At 68.8% G+C, this 17,300-nt stretch carries 20 protein-coding genes; 5 read left to right on the plus strand and 15 right to left on the minus strand.

The window, feature by feature from the left end; genetic code table 11:
* Positions 1-90: 90 nt before the first annotated feature.
* The 7 genes from DL990_RS37100 to ruvC form a co-directional block, all read right to left on the minus strand.
* Positions 91-609, minus strand: a complete 519-nt coding sequence (locus DL990_RS37100) for an adenine phosphoribosyltransferase (RefSeq protein ID WP_125788103.1) — start codon at positions 607-609, stop codon at positions 91-93.
* 107 nt (positions 610-716) lie between these two features.
* Positions 717-1,862, minus strand: coding sequence for a protein translocase subunit SecF (gene secF / locus DL990_RS37105; protein WP_233599120.1), 1,146 nt, complete (start codon positions 1,860-1,862; stop codon positions 717-719).
* Positions 1,863-1,918: 56 nt separating this feature from the next.
* On the minus strand, positions 1,919-3,616 hold the full coding sequence (gene secD, locus DL990_RS37110; RefSeq protein ID WP_199746756.1) for a protein translocase subunit SecD: 1,698 nt from the start codon (positions 3,614-3,616) through the stop codon (positions 1,919-1,921).
* A gap of 233 nt (positions 3,617-3,849) precedes the next feature.
* Complete coding sequence (yajC, locus tag DL990_RS37115) at positions 3,850-4,257, minus strand: preprotein translocase subunit YajC (RefSeq protein ID WP_125788101.1); 408 nt, start codon at positions 4,255-4,257, stop codon at positions 3,850-3,852.
* Between the two features lie 146 nt (positions 4,258-4,403).
* Positions 4,404-5,480, minus strand: coding sequence for a Holliday junction branch migration DNA helicase RuvB (gene ruvB / locus DL990_RS37120; RefSeq protein WP_125788100.1), 1,077 nt, complete (start codon positions 5,478-5,480; stop codon positions 4,404-4,406).
* Between the two features lie 9 nt (positions 5,481-5,489).
* Positions 5,490-6,089, minus strand: coding sequence for a Holliday junction branch migration protein RuvA (gene ruvA, locus DL990_RS37125; RefSeq protein ID WP_125788099.1), 600 nt, complete (start codon positions 6,087-6,089; stop codon positions 5,490-5,492).
* Complete coding sequence (ruvC, locus tag DL990_RS37130) at positions 6,086-6,685, minus strand: crossover junction endodeoxyribonuclease RuvC (RefSeq protein ID WP_125788098.1); 600 nt, start codon at positions 6,683-6,685, stop codon at positions 6,086-6,088. Before ruvC ends, ruvA begins: the two co-directional genes overlap by 4 nt.
* 76 nt (positions 6,686-6,761) lie before the next feature.
* Here ruvC and DL990_RS37135 point away from each other — a divergent pair, with 76 nt between their 5' ends.
* The gene (locus DL990_RS37135) at positions 6,762-7,208 is read left to right on the plus strand and encodes a cupin domain-containing protein (RefSeq protein WP_125788097.1); all 447 of its coding nucleotides are present in this window, start codon (positions 6,762-6,764) and stop codon (positions 7,206-7,208) included.
* Positions 7,209-7,280: 72 nt separating this feature from the next.
* Here DL990_RS37135 and DL990_RS37140 read toward each other — a convergent pair whose 3' ends face one another.
* The 5 genes from DL990_RS37140 to DL990_RS37160 form a co-directional block, all read right to left on the minus strand.
* A complete protein-coding gene (locus tag DL990_RS37140) occupies positions 7,281-7,811 on the minus strand; it encodes a DUF4262 domain-containing protein (RefSeq protein WP_125788096.1) in 531 nt (176 codons plus the stop codon).
* Positions 7,812-7,877: 66 nt separating this feature from the next.
* On the minus strand, positions 7,878-8,627 hold the full coding sequence (locus DL990_RS37145; RefSeq protein ID WP_076161730.1) for a YebC/PmpR family DNA-binding transcriptional regulator: 750 nt from the start codon (positions 8,625-8,627) through the stop codon (positions 7,878-7,880).
* A gap of 50 nt (positions 8,628-8,677) precedes the next feature.
* On the minus strand, positions 8,678-9,307 hold the full coding sequence (gene pdxT, locus DL990_RS37150) for a pyridoxal 5'-phosphate synthase glutaminase subunit PdxT (protein ID WP_125801484.1): 630 nt from the start codon (positions 9,305-9,307) through the stop codon (positions 8,678-8,680).
* Positions 9,308-9,525: 218 nt separating this feature from the next.
* The gene (locus DL990_RS37155; RefSeq protein ID WP_125788093.1) at positions 9,526-9,846 is read right to left on the minus strand and encodes an AzlD domain-containing protein; all 321 of its coding nucleotides are present in this window, start codon (positions 9,844-9,846) and stop codon (positions 9,526-9,528) included.
* Complete coding sequence (locus tag DL990_RS37160) at positions 9,846-10,559, minus strand: AzlC family ABC transporter permease (RefSeq protein WP_148106806.1); 714 nt, start codon at positions 10,557-10,559, stop codon at positions 9,846-9,848. The genes DL990_RS37155 and DL990_RS37160 overlap by 1 nt, the downstream gene beginning before the upstream one ends.
* Positions 10,560-10,627: 68 nt before the next feature.
* On the opposite strand from DL990_RS37160, the gene DL990_RS37165 reads away from it, so the two are divergent.
* A complete protein-coding gene (locus DL990_RS37165; RefSeq protein ID WP_125788092.1) occupies positions 10,628-11,194 on the plus strand; it encodes a helix-turn-helix domain-containing protein in 567 nt (188 codons plus the stop codon).
* On the opposite strand, the gene DL990_RS37170 is transcribed toward DL990_RS37165, so the two are convergent.
* Positions 11,195-12,571, minus strand: coding sequence for an APC family permease (locus DL990_RS37170; RefSeq protein ID WP_125801485.1), 1,377 nt, complete (start codon positions 12,569-12,571; stop codon positions 11,195-11,197).
* Positions 12,572-12,713: 142 nt separating this feature from the next.
* On the opposite strand from DL990_RS37170, the gene DL990_RS37175 reads away from it, so the two are divergent.
* A complete protein-coding gene (locus DL990_RS37175) occupies positions 12,714-13,325 on the plus strand; it encodes a TetR/AcrR family transcriptional regulator (RefSeq protein ID WP_125788090.1) in 612 nt (203 codons plus the stop codon).
* The gene (locus DL990_RS37180; RefSeq protein ID WP_125801486.1) at positions 13,322-14,389 is read left to right on the plus strand and encodes a P1 family peptidase; all 1,068 of its coding nucleotides are present in this window, start codon (positions 13,322-13,324) and stop codon (positions 14,387-14,389) included. The genes DL990_RS37175 and DL990_RS37180 overlap by 4 nt, the downstream gene beginning before the upstream one ends.
* Positions 14,390-14,494: 105 nt before the next feature.
* Here DL990_RS37180 and DL990_RS37185 read toward each other — a convergent pair whose 3' ends face one another.
* The gene (locus DL990_RS37185; protein ID WP_125788088.1) at positions 14,495-14,911 is read right to left on the minus strand and encodes a hypothetical protein; all 417 of its coding nucleotides are present in this window, start codon (positions 14,909-14,911) and stop codon (positions 14,495-14,497) included.
* A gap of 148 nt (positions 14,912-15,059) precedes the next feature.
* Here DL990_RS37185 and DL990_RS37190 point away from each other — a divergent pair, with 148 nt between their 5' ends.
* Positions 15,060-15,896: a TrmB family transcriptional regulator gene (locus DL990_RS37190; RefSeq protein WP_125788087.1), complete on the plus strand. Its 837-nt coding sequence runs from the start codon at positions 15,060-15,062 to the stop codon at positions 15,894-15,896.
* Positions 15,897-15,899: 3 nt separating this feature from the next.
* Here the strand turns inward: DL990_RS37190 and DL990_RS37195 are convergent, their stop codons facing one another.
* Positions 15,900-17,291: a class II 3-deoxy-7-phosphoheptulonate synthase gene (locus DL990_RS37195; protein ID WP_370451399.1), complete on the minus strand. Its 1,392-nt coding sequence runs from the start codon at positions 17,289-17,291 to the stop codon at positions 15,900-15,902.
* Positions 17,292-17,300 lie beyond the last annotated feature (9 nt).

Consider the following 17,300-nt stretch of genomic DNA (forward strand, 5'->3'; position numbering starts at 1 on the left):
CTCTTGGCTCACCCGCACCTCCTGCGCTTCGTGCGGCCTTCGGACGTCAAGCGTAGCCGCTCCTCCGTACGGCACACTGGGGACGCCCGCTCAACACACCCGGAGGGCCTCCACACGACGCCCTTCAAGCACGGAACGACCGCCGAGCCCGGCGAGTTCCATGACCACCGACACCCCGGTGACCTGCGCTTTCGCGTCTTCCAGCAGTTTGCAGGTCGCCGCGACCGTGCCGCCCGTGGCGAGCACGTCGTCGAGGACCGCGACACGCTGACCGGGCGCGACGACGCCTTCGGGGAGTTCGACGGTCGCGGTGCCGTACTCCAGCGTGTAATCGACCCGGCCCGCGACCCGCGGCAGCTTGCCGGGTTTGCGGATCAACGCCACGCCGAGACCGCGGGAGTAGCCGACGGCGGCGGCGAGCAGGAACCCGCGCGCTTCGACTCCTGCCAGCAGGTCGACGTCGGGATCGACGGTGGCGGCCAGGGCGTCGGTGACGGCCTTGAAGCCGGCCGCGTCGGCGAACAGCGGGCTCAGGTCCCGGAACAGCACGCCGGGTTCCGGGAAGTCCGGCACGTCGGCGATCAGGTCGAGTGCCTTGTCCAGCTCCATGTACTTCCTGCTCTCCAGTCGTGCTTCCGGTCCCTGAACGCTAGGAAAGGTCCTTTCATTGCAAAATTTGCAATGAAAGGACCTTTCCTAGCGTTTGACGGCCGGGATTACTTCTTACGCTTGCCCGACGGGCGGCCCTTGTGGGCCTTCTGGTTCCGGGCGGGGACGCTCGCCGCGGCGGCGTACGCCTTCTCCTTGCGGAGTTCGGCGGCCAAGGCGTCCTCGTCGGCCGGGTCGAAGTCGTCGTCGCGCTCCGCGGCGGCCTTGCGGGCCTGGTTCGCACGTCGCGAGGCGACCCGATCGGCCTGCTGCCGGTACTTCGGGTCACGCATCTTGAAGTCGACCAGGAGCGGGGTCGCCAGCGCGACCGACGACAGCACGCCGACCACGGTGCCGGTGAGCTGCACCAGCGCGAGCTCCTGCAGGGTGCCGGAACCGAGCAGGAGGTAGCCGATCACGAGCAGACCGAGGATCGGCAGCGCCGCGATCAACGAGGTGTTGAACGAACGCATCAGCGTCTGGTTCAACGCCAGGTTCGCCGCTTCCCCGTAGGTCCGACGGGTCAGGCCGAGCAGGCCACGCGTGTTTTCGCGGACCTTGTCGAACACCACCACCGTGTCGTACAGCGAGAACCCGAGGATCGTCAGCAGACCGATCACCGTCGCCGGCGTGACCTCGAAACCGATCAGCGAGTACACACCCGCCGTCACCACGATGTCGTTCAGCAGGGTGACCAGCGCCGCGGCCGCCATCCGGGGGTCGAAGTACAACGCCAGGAACAGCGTCACCGCCAGCAGGAAGACCCCGAGCGCGATCAGCGCCTGCCGGGAGATCTCCCCGCCCCATGACGCGCTGACCGCGCTGTCACTGATCGCCTGGACGCTGGGCTGGCCGGAGGTCCCGATCGGGCCCAGTTCCTGGAACAGGGCCTGCTTCACCTTGGCGACTTCGGCCGCGTCCAAGGTGTCCGAACGGAGCTGGATGGTCGACGAGACGCCACTGCCGACCTTCTGCGCCTCGTCGGCGGGCTTGCCCAGCGAGGAGGCGAAGACCTCCTTGGCCCGCTCTTCGGTGATCTGCCCGCTCTTGCCGTTGGCGGGCAGCTGGATCTGGGTGCCGCCTTCGAAGTCGATGCCGAAGTTGAAGCCCTTGATCCCCATCGACGCGATGCACACCAGCACCAGCGCGCCGAAGAAGAGGTACCAGCGCTTGCGGACGCCGACGACGTTGAACACGCCGCTGCCCACATACATCCGGTGGAAGACACTCTCGCGTTTGTTCTCGGTGGTGTTCTTCTCGTCGACCACGGTCACGCCTCCTTGACGTTCGGGCGACCGGTGGCGGGACGGGCCGCCTTGCGCTCCGAGCCCAGCTGCTGCACGGCGCCGAGGCCGAGGTTCTTGGGGTTGGACAGGAACTTCGACTTCGACCGGGAGATCATCGCGACCAGCGGATGCGTCACGAGGTAGACCACGACGAGGTCGAGCACCGTCGACATGCCGAGAGTGAACGCGAAGCCCTTCACGTCACCGACGGCCAGCAGGTAGAGGACCGCCGCGGCGAGGAAGCTGACCGCGTCCGCCGCGAGAATCGTGCGCTGGGCCCGGGACCAGCCGCGCGGTACCGCGGATCGGAAGGTTCTGCCTTCGCGGATCTCGTCCTTCAATCGTTCGAAGTAGATGACGAACGAGTCCGCGGTGATACCGATCGCGATGATCAGGCCCGCCACGCCCGCGAGGTCGAGGGTGTACCCGATCCACCGCCCCAGCAGCACCAGGACCCCGTACACGATCGCGAACGACAAGCCGAGCGACAGAATCGTCAGCAGGCCGAGCAGCCGGTAATAGAACATGCAGTAGATGAACACGGCCAGCAGGCCGATACCGCCGGCGATGAGGCCCGCCTGCAGCGACGCGAGACCCAGCGTCGCGGACACCGTTGTCGCGTCCGAGGACTCGAACGACAGCGGCAGCGAACCGTACTTCAGCACATCCGCCAGGTCCTTCGCCTCGGTCTGGCTGAACCGGCCGGTGATCTGCGTCTGACCGCCGAGGATCGCGGACTGGATGGTCGGCGCGGAGACGACCTGCGTGTCGAGGACGAACGCCGCCTGCTTCTGGGTGTTCTTCGAGGTGAAGTCGCCCCAGATCTGGGAACCCTCGCTCTTGAAGTTCAGGTTGACGACCCACTGGGAGTTCTGGGTGTCGTAGGCCGAGGAGGCGTCGGAGATCTGCGTTCCGGGAAGGAACTCCGGCTCCAGCAGGTACTTCATCGAGTTCTTGTCACCGCAGGCGACCAGCGGCCTGTCGGTGAGGTCGTTGCCGACCAGCGGGTCCGACACCTTGGGGTCGCAGTTGAGCGCCGCGAAGGCCTTCTCGGCGGCCGCGGCCTGCTTCGCCTGGTCCGTCGACAGCAGATCGGGGTTCTGCCGGAGGTTCCGGGCTTCCTCGATCTCCCTCTTGGTCTTCTCGTCCGCGTTCTCGTCCGGCTGCTGCTGCGGCGCGCCGACCGCGCCACCGCCGCCGTTGGCCGGGCTGCTCGGCGGAGCGCTTACGCCCGGCGACGTGGGCGGCGCCGAAGACGGCGTGCCCGAAGCGGGCGGGGTCGACGGCTGCGGAACCGGGGTCACCGGCTGCGACGTCACGACCTTCCGGAAGCCCAGCTTCGCGGTCTTGCCAAGGGCCTTGGCCTGGTCGCCCTGCTCGCCGGGGACGGTGATCACGACGTTGCTGCCGTCGAGGACGACCTCGGTGCCGCTGACGCCGATACCGTTGACCCGGCGCTCGATGATCGAGCGGGCCTGTTCGAGGGACTCTCGCGGAGGGTCGCCGCCGTCGGGATTGCGGGCGGTCAGCGTAACCCTCGTGCCGCCTTGCAGATCGATGCCGAGCTTCGGCGTCGGCTTGCCGCTACCGGTGAAGAACACCAGGGCGTACAGCGCCACCAGGATCAGGGCGAAGAAGGCGAGATAGCGTCCCGGGCGGAGATGCCCGGCCGGTGCGGCCACTGTGCTTCGGTCTCCTCGAACGGACTGGGTGTTCCCCAATGGACTTGGCTGTTCACACACCGGACGGGAGCCCGGTGGTACCGCGAACCTGCCTCGCTGACGATGCCCGGTGAACGGGCACGACTATGACGACGGACACGCACGCAGCACCGAGACACTACTCGGTGCTGCGTGAGCCCGGCGTTGGCCCCGCACCTACGAAAGTCTGGTGTCGGGGATGGCCTTACAGCCCGCTACTTCTTGCCGTGCTCCAGCGGAGGAGCGATCTGCGCGCCCGACTTCTCCTCGACGCGCTCGTCGTCCTTCGACTCGACGGCCGGCTCCTCGACGACGGCCTCGTCGTCGATCGTGTCAGCGTCGTCTACGTCGGTCTCGACGACCGGCTCGACCTTCTCGCGGACGGCCTGACGCAGCCAGGTGGTCACGACACCGGGAGCGATCTCGAGGTCGATCGTGGTGTCGGCGGAAGCGTCGGCGACAGACGCGTAGAGACCGGAGGTGGTCATCACCCGGTCACCGGGAGCCAGGCTCGAGAGCAGCTCCTGCTGCGCTGCCGCCGCCTTCTTCTGCTTACGGGTGCCCATGACGAGCGGAATCGCCACAACGAGCATCAGGAGCAGCGGCAGCAATAACTGGTTCATGATTCTCCATTTCGAGCGGACGCCGCGCGGTGCGCTTGTTTTGTCCGATTTGGCGGGGTGTGCTCTCTCCGAGTGTGCCAGGTGCCAGCGGAAACTCCACCACCACCCGTCGTCACCGCGGGCCTCGGGCCGCGTGAACGGTCCGGTCAGTCCTGGTCGAACAGGCTCGGTCCGCCCTGCTCGCCACGAGTGGCACCGGCCGGGGCCGGCAGGCCGAGGTGCTCCCAGGCGGCCGCTGTGGCGACCCGGCCGCGAGGAGTGCGGGCGAGCATACCGGCGCGGACCAGGTAAGGCTCACACACCTCTTCGACGGTGGTCGGTTCTTCCCCCACCGCGACGGCCAGCGTGGACACGCCGACCGGACCGCCGCCGAAGGAACGCACCAGCGCGGTCAGCACCGCGCGGTCGAGTCTGTCGAGGCCGAGTTCGTCGACGTCGTAGACCTCCAGCGCGGCACGCGCGATCTTGCGCGTGACCTTGCCGTCGGCCCGGACCTCGGCGTAGTCGCGCACCCGGCGCAGGAGCCGGTTGGCGATCCGGGGTGTGCCCCGGGACCGGCGGGCGATCTCCTCGCAGCCGTCCCGGTCGATGTCGATGTCGAGGATCGTGGCGGCGCGGCGGGCGACGAGCTCCAGTTCGCTGTCGCTGTAGAACTCCATCTGCCCGGTGAAACCGAACCGGTCACGCAGCGGGCCGGTCAGCGAACCGGACCGCGTCGTGGCCCCGACCAGGGTGAACGGCGCGATCTCCAACGGGATGCTGGTGGCGCCGGGCCCCTTGCCGACGACCACGTCGACGCGGAAGTCCTCCATCGCGAGGTACAGCATTTCCTCGGCGGGCCGGGCGATACGGTGGATCTCGTCGATGAAAAGGACGTCACCGGGCGCCAGGTTGGACAGCATCGCGGCCAGGTCGCCAGCGCGTTCCAGCGCCGGTCCGGAGGTGATCCGGATGGCGGCGTTGAGTTCGGCGGCGACGATCATCGCCATACTCGTCTTGCCCAGCCCCGGCGGACCGGAGAGCAGGACGTGATCCGGCGGGACACCCCGGCGGCGCGCGCTTTCCAGGACCAGTTCGAGCTGTTCGCGCACCCGCGGCTGGCCGACGAACTCGTCCAGTTTGCGGGGGCGCAGCGTGGTCTCGACCTCGCGTTCGCCGGTCTGCGGCAGCGCCGAGAGCGTCTCGTCGTCGGCGTCGAAATCCGTCACGGCTTCATAGTCCATGTGGCTCTGCTACCGCTTCCGCCCGAGGCCCGCCAAAGCGGCACGCAACACGGAAGCCGTTGTGTGGCCTTCGCCTTCGCCGAGCACCTTGTCGACGGCAAGTTCGGCCTGCTTGGCCGGGAAGCCGAGGCCCGCGAGCGCTTCGACGACCTCCCCCCGCAGCGCGCCGGGTGCCACCACCACCGGTGTGCCGTCGGTCGGGCCGGCCAGCGCGGTGACCTTGTCGCGCAGTTCGAGGGTGAGCCGCTCGGCGCCCTTGCGGCCGATGCCGGGCACCTGGGTGAGCACGGTGATGTTGCCTTCGACCAGCGCGGAGCGCAGTTTGTCGGGATCGAGGACGGCCAGCGTCGCCAGCGCGAGGCGCGGCCCGATCCCGGAGACCGTCTGCAGGAGGCCGAACAGCTCGCGGGCGTCGGCGTCGGCGAAACCGAACAGCGTCAAGGAATCCTCGCGGACCACGAGCGCGGTGTGCAGCATCGCCTCCTCGCCGCGGCGAAGCGTCGCGAGAGTGGCGGGCGTGGCCTGCACGGCGAAGCCCACTCCCCCGACCTCGATCACGACGTGGTCGAGACCGATTGAGAGGATTTCACCGCGTACCGAGGAGATCATCGAGCCGCTCCCTGCGTTTTGGCTTCGTCTTTCTTGGCGCGCTGTGCCGCGGCCGCGAGCCGGGCCTTGTGGTTCTTGGCGATCTCGGCGGCCCTGGCCTCGGCTTCGGCGAGCCGGACCCGCATCGGTTCGCGCCACAGATGGCAGATGGCGAGCGCGAGCGCGTCCGCGGCGTCCGCCGGATGCGGTTTGACCTCGAGGCCGAGCAGCCGCATGACCATACCGGTGACCTGCGCCTTGTCGGCGCGGCCGGAGCCCGTGACGGCGGCCTTGACCTCACTCGGGGTGTGGAACACGACCGGCAGCCCCCGCTTGGCCGCGGCGAGCGCGACGACGCCGCCCGCCTGCGCGGTGCCCATCGCGGTGCGCACGTTGTGCTGCGCGAAAACGCGTTCCACCGCGATGGCGTCGGGCTTGTAGCGATCCATCCACCGCTCGGCGGCGTCGGAGATCCCCAGCAGGCGCACGCCGAGATCGGCGTCCGGCGGGGTCCGCACGACCTCGACGGCCACAGCGCGGACGGTGCGGCCCGTGCCGCCGTCGACCACTCCGAGCCCGCACCTGGTCAGACCGGGGTCGACCCCGAGTACCCGCACGCGTTTCCTCCGCACTTCCGGCGAACATCCGTTCGAGCCTGAGGCTACCCGGGATCCCTCCGGGCAAGATGAGGACATGCCGAGCCTCGACGAGTTCACCGTTCATCTGGGTCTGGAACCGCTGCCCGTCGAGGGCGGCCGCTGGGCGCAGAGCTGGCGCGACGAGACCGCTTCGGCGATCTACTACCTGCTGGCTCCGCCGGAAACGTCTGCGCCGCACCGCCTTGACCGGCTGGAGATCTACGCCCACCACGCCGGCGCGCCGGTGCGGATGCTGCTGCTGCATCCGGACGGGCGGATCTCGCGGCCGGTGCTGGGGCCGGACGTCGCGGCCGGTCAGCGGCCGCAAGTGGCGGTGCCCGCCGGAGTCTGGCAGGCGTCGGTCAGTACCGGTGAGTGGAGCTTGGTGGGGACGGTGGTGGTGCCGCCTTATACGGACGACTGCGTGGAGTTCCGGGCCGCCACCGCTTTGGCGGCGGAGTGGCCCGAGGCGGCCGCCGACCTGACGCCCTGGCTGGAGTGAGCCGGGTTGGTCGTGAGTGGCGATTCGGGTTAGAACCCGAATCGCCACTCACGACCACCTGGACCACGAACCTCAGGGACCGTCGACGCCCGGCGTCCAGCTCTCCGGGTCACCGGATTCGGTCAGCACGGGCTGGTACCGCGCGAAGCCCTCGGGCGCGTCCGGATGCCACGGGAAGTGCCCGTCCGGCGTTGCGACGATCATTTGCAGCGCCGGGAAGTCCCCGTCCGGGTAGATCAGGAACGCGCTCCCGAAGTACTCGGGATAGTGCCCCTTCGCGACCCGTTCGAAGACCACCGGCGCGCCCTCGAAGAAATCGTCGTAGCGCCTGCCGACCTCGAAGATCTCACCGGCGGCCGCACGGTCGACGTAGGCGTCGAGCAGGACCGGCCCCATGTGCTCGGGCAGTCCGATCACGACCGCTTCCGCGACGTTGTGCAACGCCCAGGCGCACGCGGTGAAGCAGAAGGCCGCTTCCTCCTCGTCACCCTCGACCGCGATGACCGCGTTCCCTCTAGCCTCCGCCTGCGACTCGATCCACTGGAGGAGTTCGGCTTCTTCGGCGGTGAGGGCGTCGGCTTCAGAGGTCGTCACGCGCGACATTGTGCCCCACGCGAGCGCTCGCACCTAGTCCCGGGACCGATTTCCGCGGTACGGCTGGAAAAACGATCAGCCGACCTCTGCCATGACCTCATCCGACACATCGAAGTTCGCGTAGACGTTCTGTACGTCGTCGCAATCCTCGAGCGCGTCGATGAGCTTGAAGACCTTCTTCGCGCCTTCGACGTCCAGCGGGACGCTGACCGACGGCAGGAACGTGAGATCCGCGGACTCGTACTCGAAACCGGCTTCCTGCAAGGCTTTCCGGACCGGGACGAGGTCCGTCGCCTCGGAGACGATCTCGAAGTTCTCGTCGAGGTCGTTGACCTCCTCGGCGCCCGCGTCGAGCACGGCCATGAGGACGTCGTCCTCGGCGGCCTCGCCCTTGGGCATGATCACGACGCCCTTGCGGTTGAACATGTAGGAGACCGAACCCGGGTCGGCGAGCGAGCCGTTGTTCCGGGTGAGCGCGGTCCTGACCTCCATGGCGGCACGGTTCTTGTTGTCGGTGAGGCATTCGATCAGCACGGCCACACCGTTCGGGCCGTAGCCTTCGTAGGTGATGGTCTGCCAGTCGGCGCCACCCGCTTCTTCACCGGCACCACGCTTGCGCGCGCGCTCGATGTTGTCCTGCGGGACCGAGTTCTTCTTGGCCTTCTGGATGGCGTCGTAGAGCGTCGGGTTGCCATCCGGGTCGCCACCGCCGGTCCGTCCAGCCACCTCGATGTTCTTGATCAACCGGGCGAAGAGCTTGCCGCGCTTCGCATCCAGGTTGGCCTTCTTGTGTTTCGTGGTGGCCCACTTGGAGTGGCCGCTCATCTCTCCTCCATCTACTCCTGTGCCCGCCGCTGAGCACAGTGTCGGTTTTGCTAAGCCTGCCGCACGAGGTCGACGAACAGCCTGTGCACGCGTTCGTCCCCGGTGAGTTCGGGGTGGAACGACGTGGCGAGTACCGCCCCCTGCCGGACCGCGACGATCCTAGCGGCCGCGTCGTCCGAGCCCGGCATTTCGGGGACACTGGCGAGTACCTCGACTCCGTCGCCCGCCTTTTCGACCCACGGGGCGCGGATGAACACAGCGTGCACCGGTCCGCCTTCGACGCCGGTGAAGTCGAGGTCGGCTTCGAAGGAGTCCACCTGCCGCCCGAACGCGTTACGCCGGACGACGACGTCGAGTCCGCCGAGTTGCCGCTGGTCAGGCCGTCCGTCGAGGGCCTGGCGGGCGAGCAGGATCATGCCGGCGCAGGAGCCGAACGCCGGCATGCCGTCCGCGATGCGGTCGCGCAGCGGCTCCAGCAGTTCGAAGGTCTCCAGCAGCCTCGACATGGTGGTCGATTCGCCACCCGGCAGCACCAGACCGTCCACTTCGGACAGTTCGCTCGCGCGGCGGACCGGCAGCGCCCGCGCGCCGGCGCGTTCCACCATCGCGGCGTGCTCACGCACGTCGCCCTGCAGTGCGAGCACGCCGACCACCGGCCGTGCCCCCGTCGCGATCGCCACCCGACCTCCCGAAAGACCTTCCCCCCAGCTTAGGCCGTGTCCGGTGAGGCTGTTCGATGGGCTTCGTGATCCAGGTGGTTCCTGACGGTGCGGGCGGATCGGCCTCGTACCGGGTCGTACTCGGCCGCATCCGCCCGTGCCGTCAAGGACCACCTGGGCGCGAAGACCGCGAACAGCCTCACCGGACACGGCCTTGGGCGCCCCGGGGAACGGCCAGGTCAGGGGACCCCGGCCAGCCGCAGCAGGGCGGCGGTCGCGGCGGCCGCCACGACGACCAGCGCGAACGGCGCCTTGCGCCAGGCGAGCACGCCGCCGACCAGGACCCCGGCGGGCCGGGCGTATCCGGCGAACTCGTGGCCTTCGGTGAGCGCGGCGACCGCGACCAGCGCGGCCAGCAGGACGACGGCCGAACGCGCCATCAGTTTCTCGACCTTGGGCGACACGGTGAACCGCGCCTTCAGCACCGGCCCGGCGAACCGGAAGGCGAAGGTCCCGGCGGCGAGCACGCCGCCGGCGATGATCAGGTCCAGCGGGTCCATCAGTGCACTCCCTCGGGTTCGCGTTCGGCGGGTTCCTTCGCGGCCACTCCGGCCAGCACGCCGACCAGCGCGAGCAGCACCGGCAGGCCGGCGGGCAGGAACGGCGTCGCGGCCAGCGCGACGGCCACCCCGAGGAACACCGGCAGCCGGGTGGCACGATCGCGCAACGACGGCAGGACCAGCGCGAGCAGGACCGCCGGGAAGGCCGCGTCGAGGCCGAAGGCGTCGGTGTCACTGATCGCGGTGCCGGCGTACGCCCCGGCGAGGACACCGACGTTCCAGCACACGAACAGCCCGATCCCGCACACCCAGTACGCCGCCCGGCGCCGCTCTTCGTCGCGCTGGGCCAGCGCGAACGCGACCGATTCGTCGATCATCAGGTGGCTGCCGACGATCCTCGACGACCACCGCTTGCCGAGGACGTCTCCGATCGCGAAGCCGAACGGCAGATGCCGCGCGTTGGCGAGCAGACCCGCCGCGACGGCCGCCACCGGGCTGCCGCCGGCGGCGATGATGCCGACGAACATGAACTGCGAGGCGCCCGCGAAGACCAGTACCGAAAGCAGCATCGGCGCCCAGATCGGGAAGCCGGAGCCCACCGCGATCGCACCGTAGGAGATGCCGACAATGGTGTCGGCGAGGCAGACCAGCCCGATGTCACGGAGAAGATCGCGCCCCAGGACACGAGTGGTTGTTCGCCATATCGAACGCATAGCGTCATACAATGAACGAACGCAGCCGTGTTCGTCAAGGCGAACGCAACGACCGATGGAGCGAACGCATGTCCCCGACCGCTTCCGACGGCGCCCCACTGGACGTCATCGCCACGTCCCTGCGCCGGGAGCGCGCCCGCACCGGGCTGTCCCTCACCGAGGTCGCCAAACGCGCCGGCATCGCCAAGTCCACGCTCTCCCAGCTGGAGTCCGGGGCCGGGAATCCGAGCGTCGAGACGATCTGGGCGTTGTGCGTCGCGCTCGACGTCCCGTTCTCCCGGGTGGTCGAGCCCGAACGCCCCCGCGTGCAGGTCATCCGCTCGGGCAGCGGACCGACCGTGTTCGCCGAACACGCCGACTACGCGTGCACGTTGCTCAGCTCGTGCCCGCCCGGGGCCCGGCGCGACGTCTACCTGATTCGCGCCGAGCCAGGGAAGCCGCGGCTTTCGGATCCGCATATGAGCGGCATCGTCGAGCACATGATCCTCAGCGCCGGGCGGGCTAGGGTCGGGCCGCAGGACGATCCGGTCGAACTGCTGCCCGGCGACTACATCTGCTACCCCGGCGACATCCCGCACATCTTCGAGGCGCTCGAACCGGGCACGTACGGCGTCGAGATCGCCGAGTACACCTGATCAAGCAGGCTCGTCGGCCTTCTCTTCGGTGACGTCGGCGAGCTTCCAGCCGCCCTTCCTACGCAGCACGAAGACGTAGTACACGATCGAAAGCAGGGCGACGCAGGCCGTGACGATCAGGCTCGGCCGTCCCACCGCCGGGTCGAGCAGGTTCTGGTAGACGACGAACACCAGCACGGCCAGCGCCAGCACCGGCGCGACCGGGAACCACGGCATCCGGTACTTGGCGTGCGCGGTGGCTCCGGTGCGCCTTCCGACGATCGCGCCGAGGCAGAGCGCCGCGTAAACCGCCACGATCGACGTACTCGTCACCACCAGCAGCAGTTTCGGGTCGACGAAGCAGAGCAGCGCGGCGACCAGTCCGGTGCCGACGGTGGCCACCCAGGGCGTCCCGAACTTCGGGTGCACCGCGGCCAGCGCCCGGTTGACCGGCGACGGCCACGCCCGGTCGCGGCCGCTGCTGAACAGCATCCGCGAGCTGATCAGCACGATCGCCAGCACCGCGTTGATGATCGCGAGCGCGACGGCCAGGCCGAGGACGGTGTCGAGCGTTCCCCCACCGCGCGAGTCGATGAAGTAGGACAGCATGTTCTCCGAGGCGAACAGCGCGTTCAGGTCGGGCGCGCCGAGCAGGACGGCGGTCACCGGGATCAGTTCGGCGACCACCGTGATGCCGAGGGCGAGCAGGATCGCGCGGGCGATCCCGCGGGAGGCGTCCTGCGTCTCCTCGCCGAAGTACACCGCCGAGCCGTAGCCGTTGTAGGCGAAGATCGCGACCGACGTGGCGATCGCGATGGCGCCGACCGTCGCCGGGCTCCCGTCGGAAGCGACCGGATGCGCCAGCAGTTCGGTGAACGACCGTGCCGGGTTGAACAGCCCGAGCGCGCTGACCACGATCAGCGCGAGGATCTCGATCGCCAGGAAGATCCCGGTGACCCAGGCGTTGAGCTTGATGTCGAAGATCCCGACGACGGCCGCGACCACGCAGGTCACGGCGGCGATCACCGGACCGGGCACGCCGGGTATGAGCACGCCGAGATAGGTGCCGACACCGAGCGCGATCACCGCGACGATGAGCACCTGCGTGATGATCATCAGGCCGAGTACGGCGAAGCCCGGCAGCCTGCCGAGCGTGCGGGTGACGATCGCGTACTCGCCGCCCGCCAGCGGGAACGCCGACGCGAGTTCCGCGTAGACGAAGGCCATGAACACCCCGACGACCGCAGCGGCCACGAAGCTGTAGAAGGCGCCTGTCCCGGCCCCGGAGATCACCCCCGGCGCGATGATGAAGACCGACGAAGCGGGGCTGATCGCGGAGAGTGTGATGAGCAGCGTGCCGAGAGTGCGCAGACCGCGGCGCAGGGCGGGAGTGGACACGGCCGACCTCCTACAAGGTGGGTTCCTTGAATCTCCTTCGAAGAACTGTTGAGCACGCATCAAAGGCCCTCGTCCGTGTGACGTCAAGAGCTGATCGAGCTCGACCCTTGCGTTTTTCGAACAAGATTCGAAGAATGAACGCATGGCGAGACCGAGCAAGGCGACGGAGCGACGTGCCGAACTGATCGAGGTGGCCGGACGGGCCGTCCTCGAACGCGGGGTGCTGAACCTGCGGCTGAGGGACGTCGCGGAGGGCGCGGGCCTGTCGTCGGGTTCGGTCCTGTACTACTTCCCCACCCTCGCCGACCTGCTCCAAGAGGTGCAGCGGGAGGCGGTGGCGCGGTTCTGTTCCGCGCGGGAACTGGCCGCGGGCACGAAGGCGACCCCGTCCGGGCGCCTGCTGGCGATGATCCGCAGCGGACTGCCCACCGGCCCCGACGACGAACTCTGCGTACTGCTCTACGAACTCGGCACGATCGCCCGCCGCGATCCCGTGTACGCCGCCAGGCACATCACGCTCTACGAACAGCAGGTCCGGATCTACACCGGCATCCTCGAAGCGGGCGCCGCAACCGGCGAGTTCGCCCTGACCGCGGACGCGGTGTCGATCGCGCGGAACCTGGTCGCACTGGAGGACGGCTACGGCCTGCACCTCACCCAGGCCGTGCCGACGCTGGAAACCGCGACCGCCGAAGCGATGTTGCTCTCCTACGCCCGCACAGCCACCTCGAACCCCTTGGAGGACCGTCCATGACCCGCGCCCGTGACCTGGGTGTCCCGCTCCCCGGCCGGACCGGTGAGCACAACGCGCTCACCGACGTCCCCGGCGTCGAGATCGGCTTCACGACGCTCGTCGAGGGCGAGTCCGTGCGGACCGGCGTCACCGCCGTCCTGCCGCGCGGACGCGAGAACTTCGCCGTGCCGTGCGCGGCCGGGACGTACGCGCTCAACGGCAACGGTGAGATGACCGGTACCGCGTGGCTGGCCGAGACCGGGTCGCTGACCCTGCCGGTGCTGATCACCTCCACGCACGCCGTCGGCGCCTGCCACCGCGGCGTGATCGACTGGGTGGTGCGGGAACGGCCCGACGTCGCCGCCGAATGGCTGCTGCCGGTGGTCGCCGAAACCTGGGACGGCTACCTGAACGACAGCACCGCCCCGACGATCCACAGTGGACACGCCGTCGCGGCGATCGACGGCGCGCAAGCGGGTCCGGTCGCCGAAGGATCCGTCGGCGGCGGCACCGGGATGACCTGTTACGGCTTCAAGGGCGGCACCGGAACGGCCTCCCGCCGCGTGTCCTATGGGGACGACGAGTACACCGTGGGCGCGTTGGTGCAGGCCAACTTCGGCTCACGTCGCGAGCTCACCGTCGCGGGTGAACACGTCGGAGCGGAACTCGGCGCCGACAACCCGATGGAGGAGGACTGGGCGGCACCGTCCGGCGCGGGATCGGTGATCGTGATCGTGGGTACCGACGCTCCCCTGCTGCCCGGTCAGTGCACCTCGCTCGCCCGCCGCGTCCCGCTCGCCCTTGCCCGCACCGGCACCACCGGCTCGCACTTCTCCGGTGACCTCTTCCTCGCGTTCAGCACGGCGAACCCGGGGGCGCTCACCAGCCGGTTCCCGCGAACGGAGCAGGCCGAATACGAAAGCCTGCGGTTCGTCCCGTGGGGCAGGCTCGACCCGTTCTTCGAGGCCGTGGTGCAGGCGACCGAAGAGGCGGTGCTCAACGCTCTGTTCGCGAACGATGAGATGACCGGCCATCGCGGTCACCGGGTACCCGCGTTGCCGACGGCGCGCTGGCGTGGGGTGTAGTCAGGCGGGTCGGCCCTGGGGGTCGTGAGTGGCGATTCGTGTTCTAACCCGAATCGCCACTCACGACCTCCTCGCGCCTGACCGATAGACCTGCCGGTGGCCGGGTCAGAGCCAGTCCGCCTCGATACCGCGGGCACGCAGCGTCTGGAGTGCTTCCTCGTTGCCCGTGTACAGCAGTGTCATCGACTTCAGGTGGGGAAAGTGCCGCAGGTCGGCGAACTCGTCGACGTCGAACAGCGCGTCCTCGCCGTCCCAGTTCGGCGCGATCTCGAGGTAGATCTCGTTGCCGCCGTCCATCTCGATCTCGGTGATCTTCTCCGCGAGCTCGACGGGGACCTCGAGCGCCTCGAAGTAGGCCAGTGCCTCAGGTACCGCTTCGACGCTCCCACCGTCGTAGGTGAAGCCCTGCTCGGCGGCGTACTCCCGCAGGGTGAACTTCGGCAGAAGGTCCTGGTTGTACATCAGCTCTTGGACGACCGCGAGCTTGAAGTTACGGTCGGTGAACTGGATCGACTGGCTCATACCCGAAGCCTATAAGCGCCGGCGCGCCGCTCGATGGCCGAGCCTCAGCAAGACCGTCGTTAGCACAGGCAGAACCTCCTCGCGCGCGAGGTGGCACCACGGGACGCCGGATTGACAGGGTCACCCGACCGGCGCAATTCTGCTCCCCGTGAAGAAGAACATGACCCCGACCGCGGCGCAGATGAAGGTGCTCGGCCTCACCGAGTGGGAATCCCGCGCCTATCTCGCCTTGCTGGAGGAGTCACCTTCCTCCGGTTACGGCGTCGCGAAACGGTCTGGGGTGCCCAGAGCGAAGGTGTACGAGGTGCTCGACTCCTTGGAGCACAAGGGCGCCGTGCACGTCACCCACGGCGAGCCCAGGCAGTACGGCCCGGTACCGCCGAAGGAGCTCATCGACCGGGCACGCGAGGAGATGCTTGCCGGTCTGGACCTCGCCGAGGCCGCGATGAACGACTACGCCGAGCAGCAGGACACCAACGCGGTGATCTGGGACATCCAAGGGCGTGAGGAGATCGTCGCCCGCGCCCGCCAGCTCGTGCAGGGCGCCGCTCACAAGATCCTGCTGGAGATCTGGGCCCCTGACGCCGGGGAGCTGCGGCGTGAACTGAAGGCCGCGGTCGGCCGCGGTGTGGAGGTCACCGCGGTCGCCTACGGTGACCCCGAGTACCCCTTCGCGAGGGTCTACCCGCACCCGCTCACCGACGAGGTCACCAAGGGCCTCGGCGGACGTTGGCTTGTGGTCAGCGTCGACAACCGGGAGGTCATCGCAGGCAACGTGTCCAGTGCCGGGCTCAGCAGGGCGGCCTGGACCACCCACCCCGGTCTGGTGGTCCCGGTCACCGAGCTGATCCGCCACGACCTCTACAAGCTGGAAGTGCTCGCGTCGCACGGCGACGTGCTGGAGGCCGCCTACGGTCCGGGGCTCAGCGTGCTCCGGGAGAAGTTCGGCGCGGGCGAGCAACGCCCGGAGGGACCCGGCGAATAGCGTTCACCCCCGAAGCATTTCGGAGATCAGAAAGGCCAGTTCCAGCGACTGTTCGGTGTTCAGCCGCGGGTCGCAGGCGGTCTCGTACCGGGTCGGCAGGTCCGCGTCGGAGATGTTCTGTCCACCACCGACGCATTCGGTCACGTCTTCCCCCGTCAGTTCCAGGTGGACACCGCCCGCGTGGGTGCCGAGGTCCCCGTGTACCTCGAAGAAGCCTTGGACCTCGTCCACGATGCGGTCGAAGTGCCGGGTCTTGTACCCCGTGCTCGCTTCGTGTGTGTTGCCGTGCATGGGGTCGCACTGCCAGACCACCTCGTGCCCGGCGGCCGTGACCGCCTCCACGATCGCGGGCAGCACCGTCCGCACCCGATCGTTGCCCATCCGGGTGATGAAGGTGAGCTTGCCTGCCTCGCGATGAGGATCCAGCCGCCGGGCGTACTCGACGGCTTGCCGTCCCGTGGCCTCCGGACCGAGCTTCACCCCGACCGGATTCGCGAGCAGTTCCGCGAACGCGAGATGGGCGCCGTCCAGCTGACGGGTGCGTTCGCCGACCCACAGGAAGTGCCCGGACAGGTCGTACAGCCGGGAGGCCGGATCCTCGTCTTGCTCCCATCGAACCAGTGCACGCTCGTAGTCCAGCACCAGCGCCTCGTGGCTGGCGAAGATCTCCGTGGTGTGCAACGGAGTGGCGGCCACGCCGCAGGAGTCCATGAACCGCAGGCTGCGCTGGATCTCGGCGGCCAGCGCCTCGAACCGCTCGCCTGCCGCCGATCCGCGCACGAAGTTCATGTTCCACCGGTGTACCCCGTGCAGGTCGGCGAGCCCGCCACCGGCGAGTCCGCGCACGAGATTCATCGTGGTCACCGAATTCGCGTAAGCCCCGAGCATCCGTTGGGGATCCGCCACCCGCCGCGTCGCCGAAGCGACCGCGGAGTTCACGATGTCACCTCGGTACACCGGCAGGCCCTGCCCGTCGATGTCCTTCGAGCGCGGTTTGCCGTACTGCCCGGCCATGCGGCCGACCTTCACCACCGGCACGCTCGCGCCGTGGGTGAGCACCAGTGCCATCTGCACCAACAGCCGCACGTTGGCCCGGATGTGGGACTCGGTGTTGGTGGCGAAGGTCTCCGCGCAATCACCGCCCTGCAGCAGGAACGCCCGGCCGCGCGCGACCTCGGACAGCAGGCTCCGGAGCCGGTCGACCTCCGGCCGGACCACGATGGGCGGAACGCTTTCCAGTACTCCGCACACTCGACGGCGCGACGATTCGTCCGCCCAGCGCGGTTGCTGCGCCGCCGGCCGGGAACACGCCTCCGCGAGCCGGGCGCGCGGCCCGGCGGGCGAGGGGGCGGCCGCGTCACCGGCCTCGAACCAGGCGGTGGCGGTCCAGTCGATCCAGGGGTG

Source organism: Amycolatopsis sp. WAC 01416, from assembly GCF_003947485.1.
Lineage (GTDB): Bacteria > Actinomycetota > Actinomycetes > Mycobacteriales > Pseudonocardiaceae > Amycolatopsis.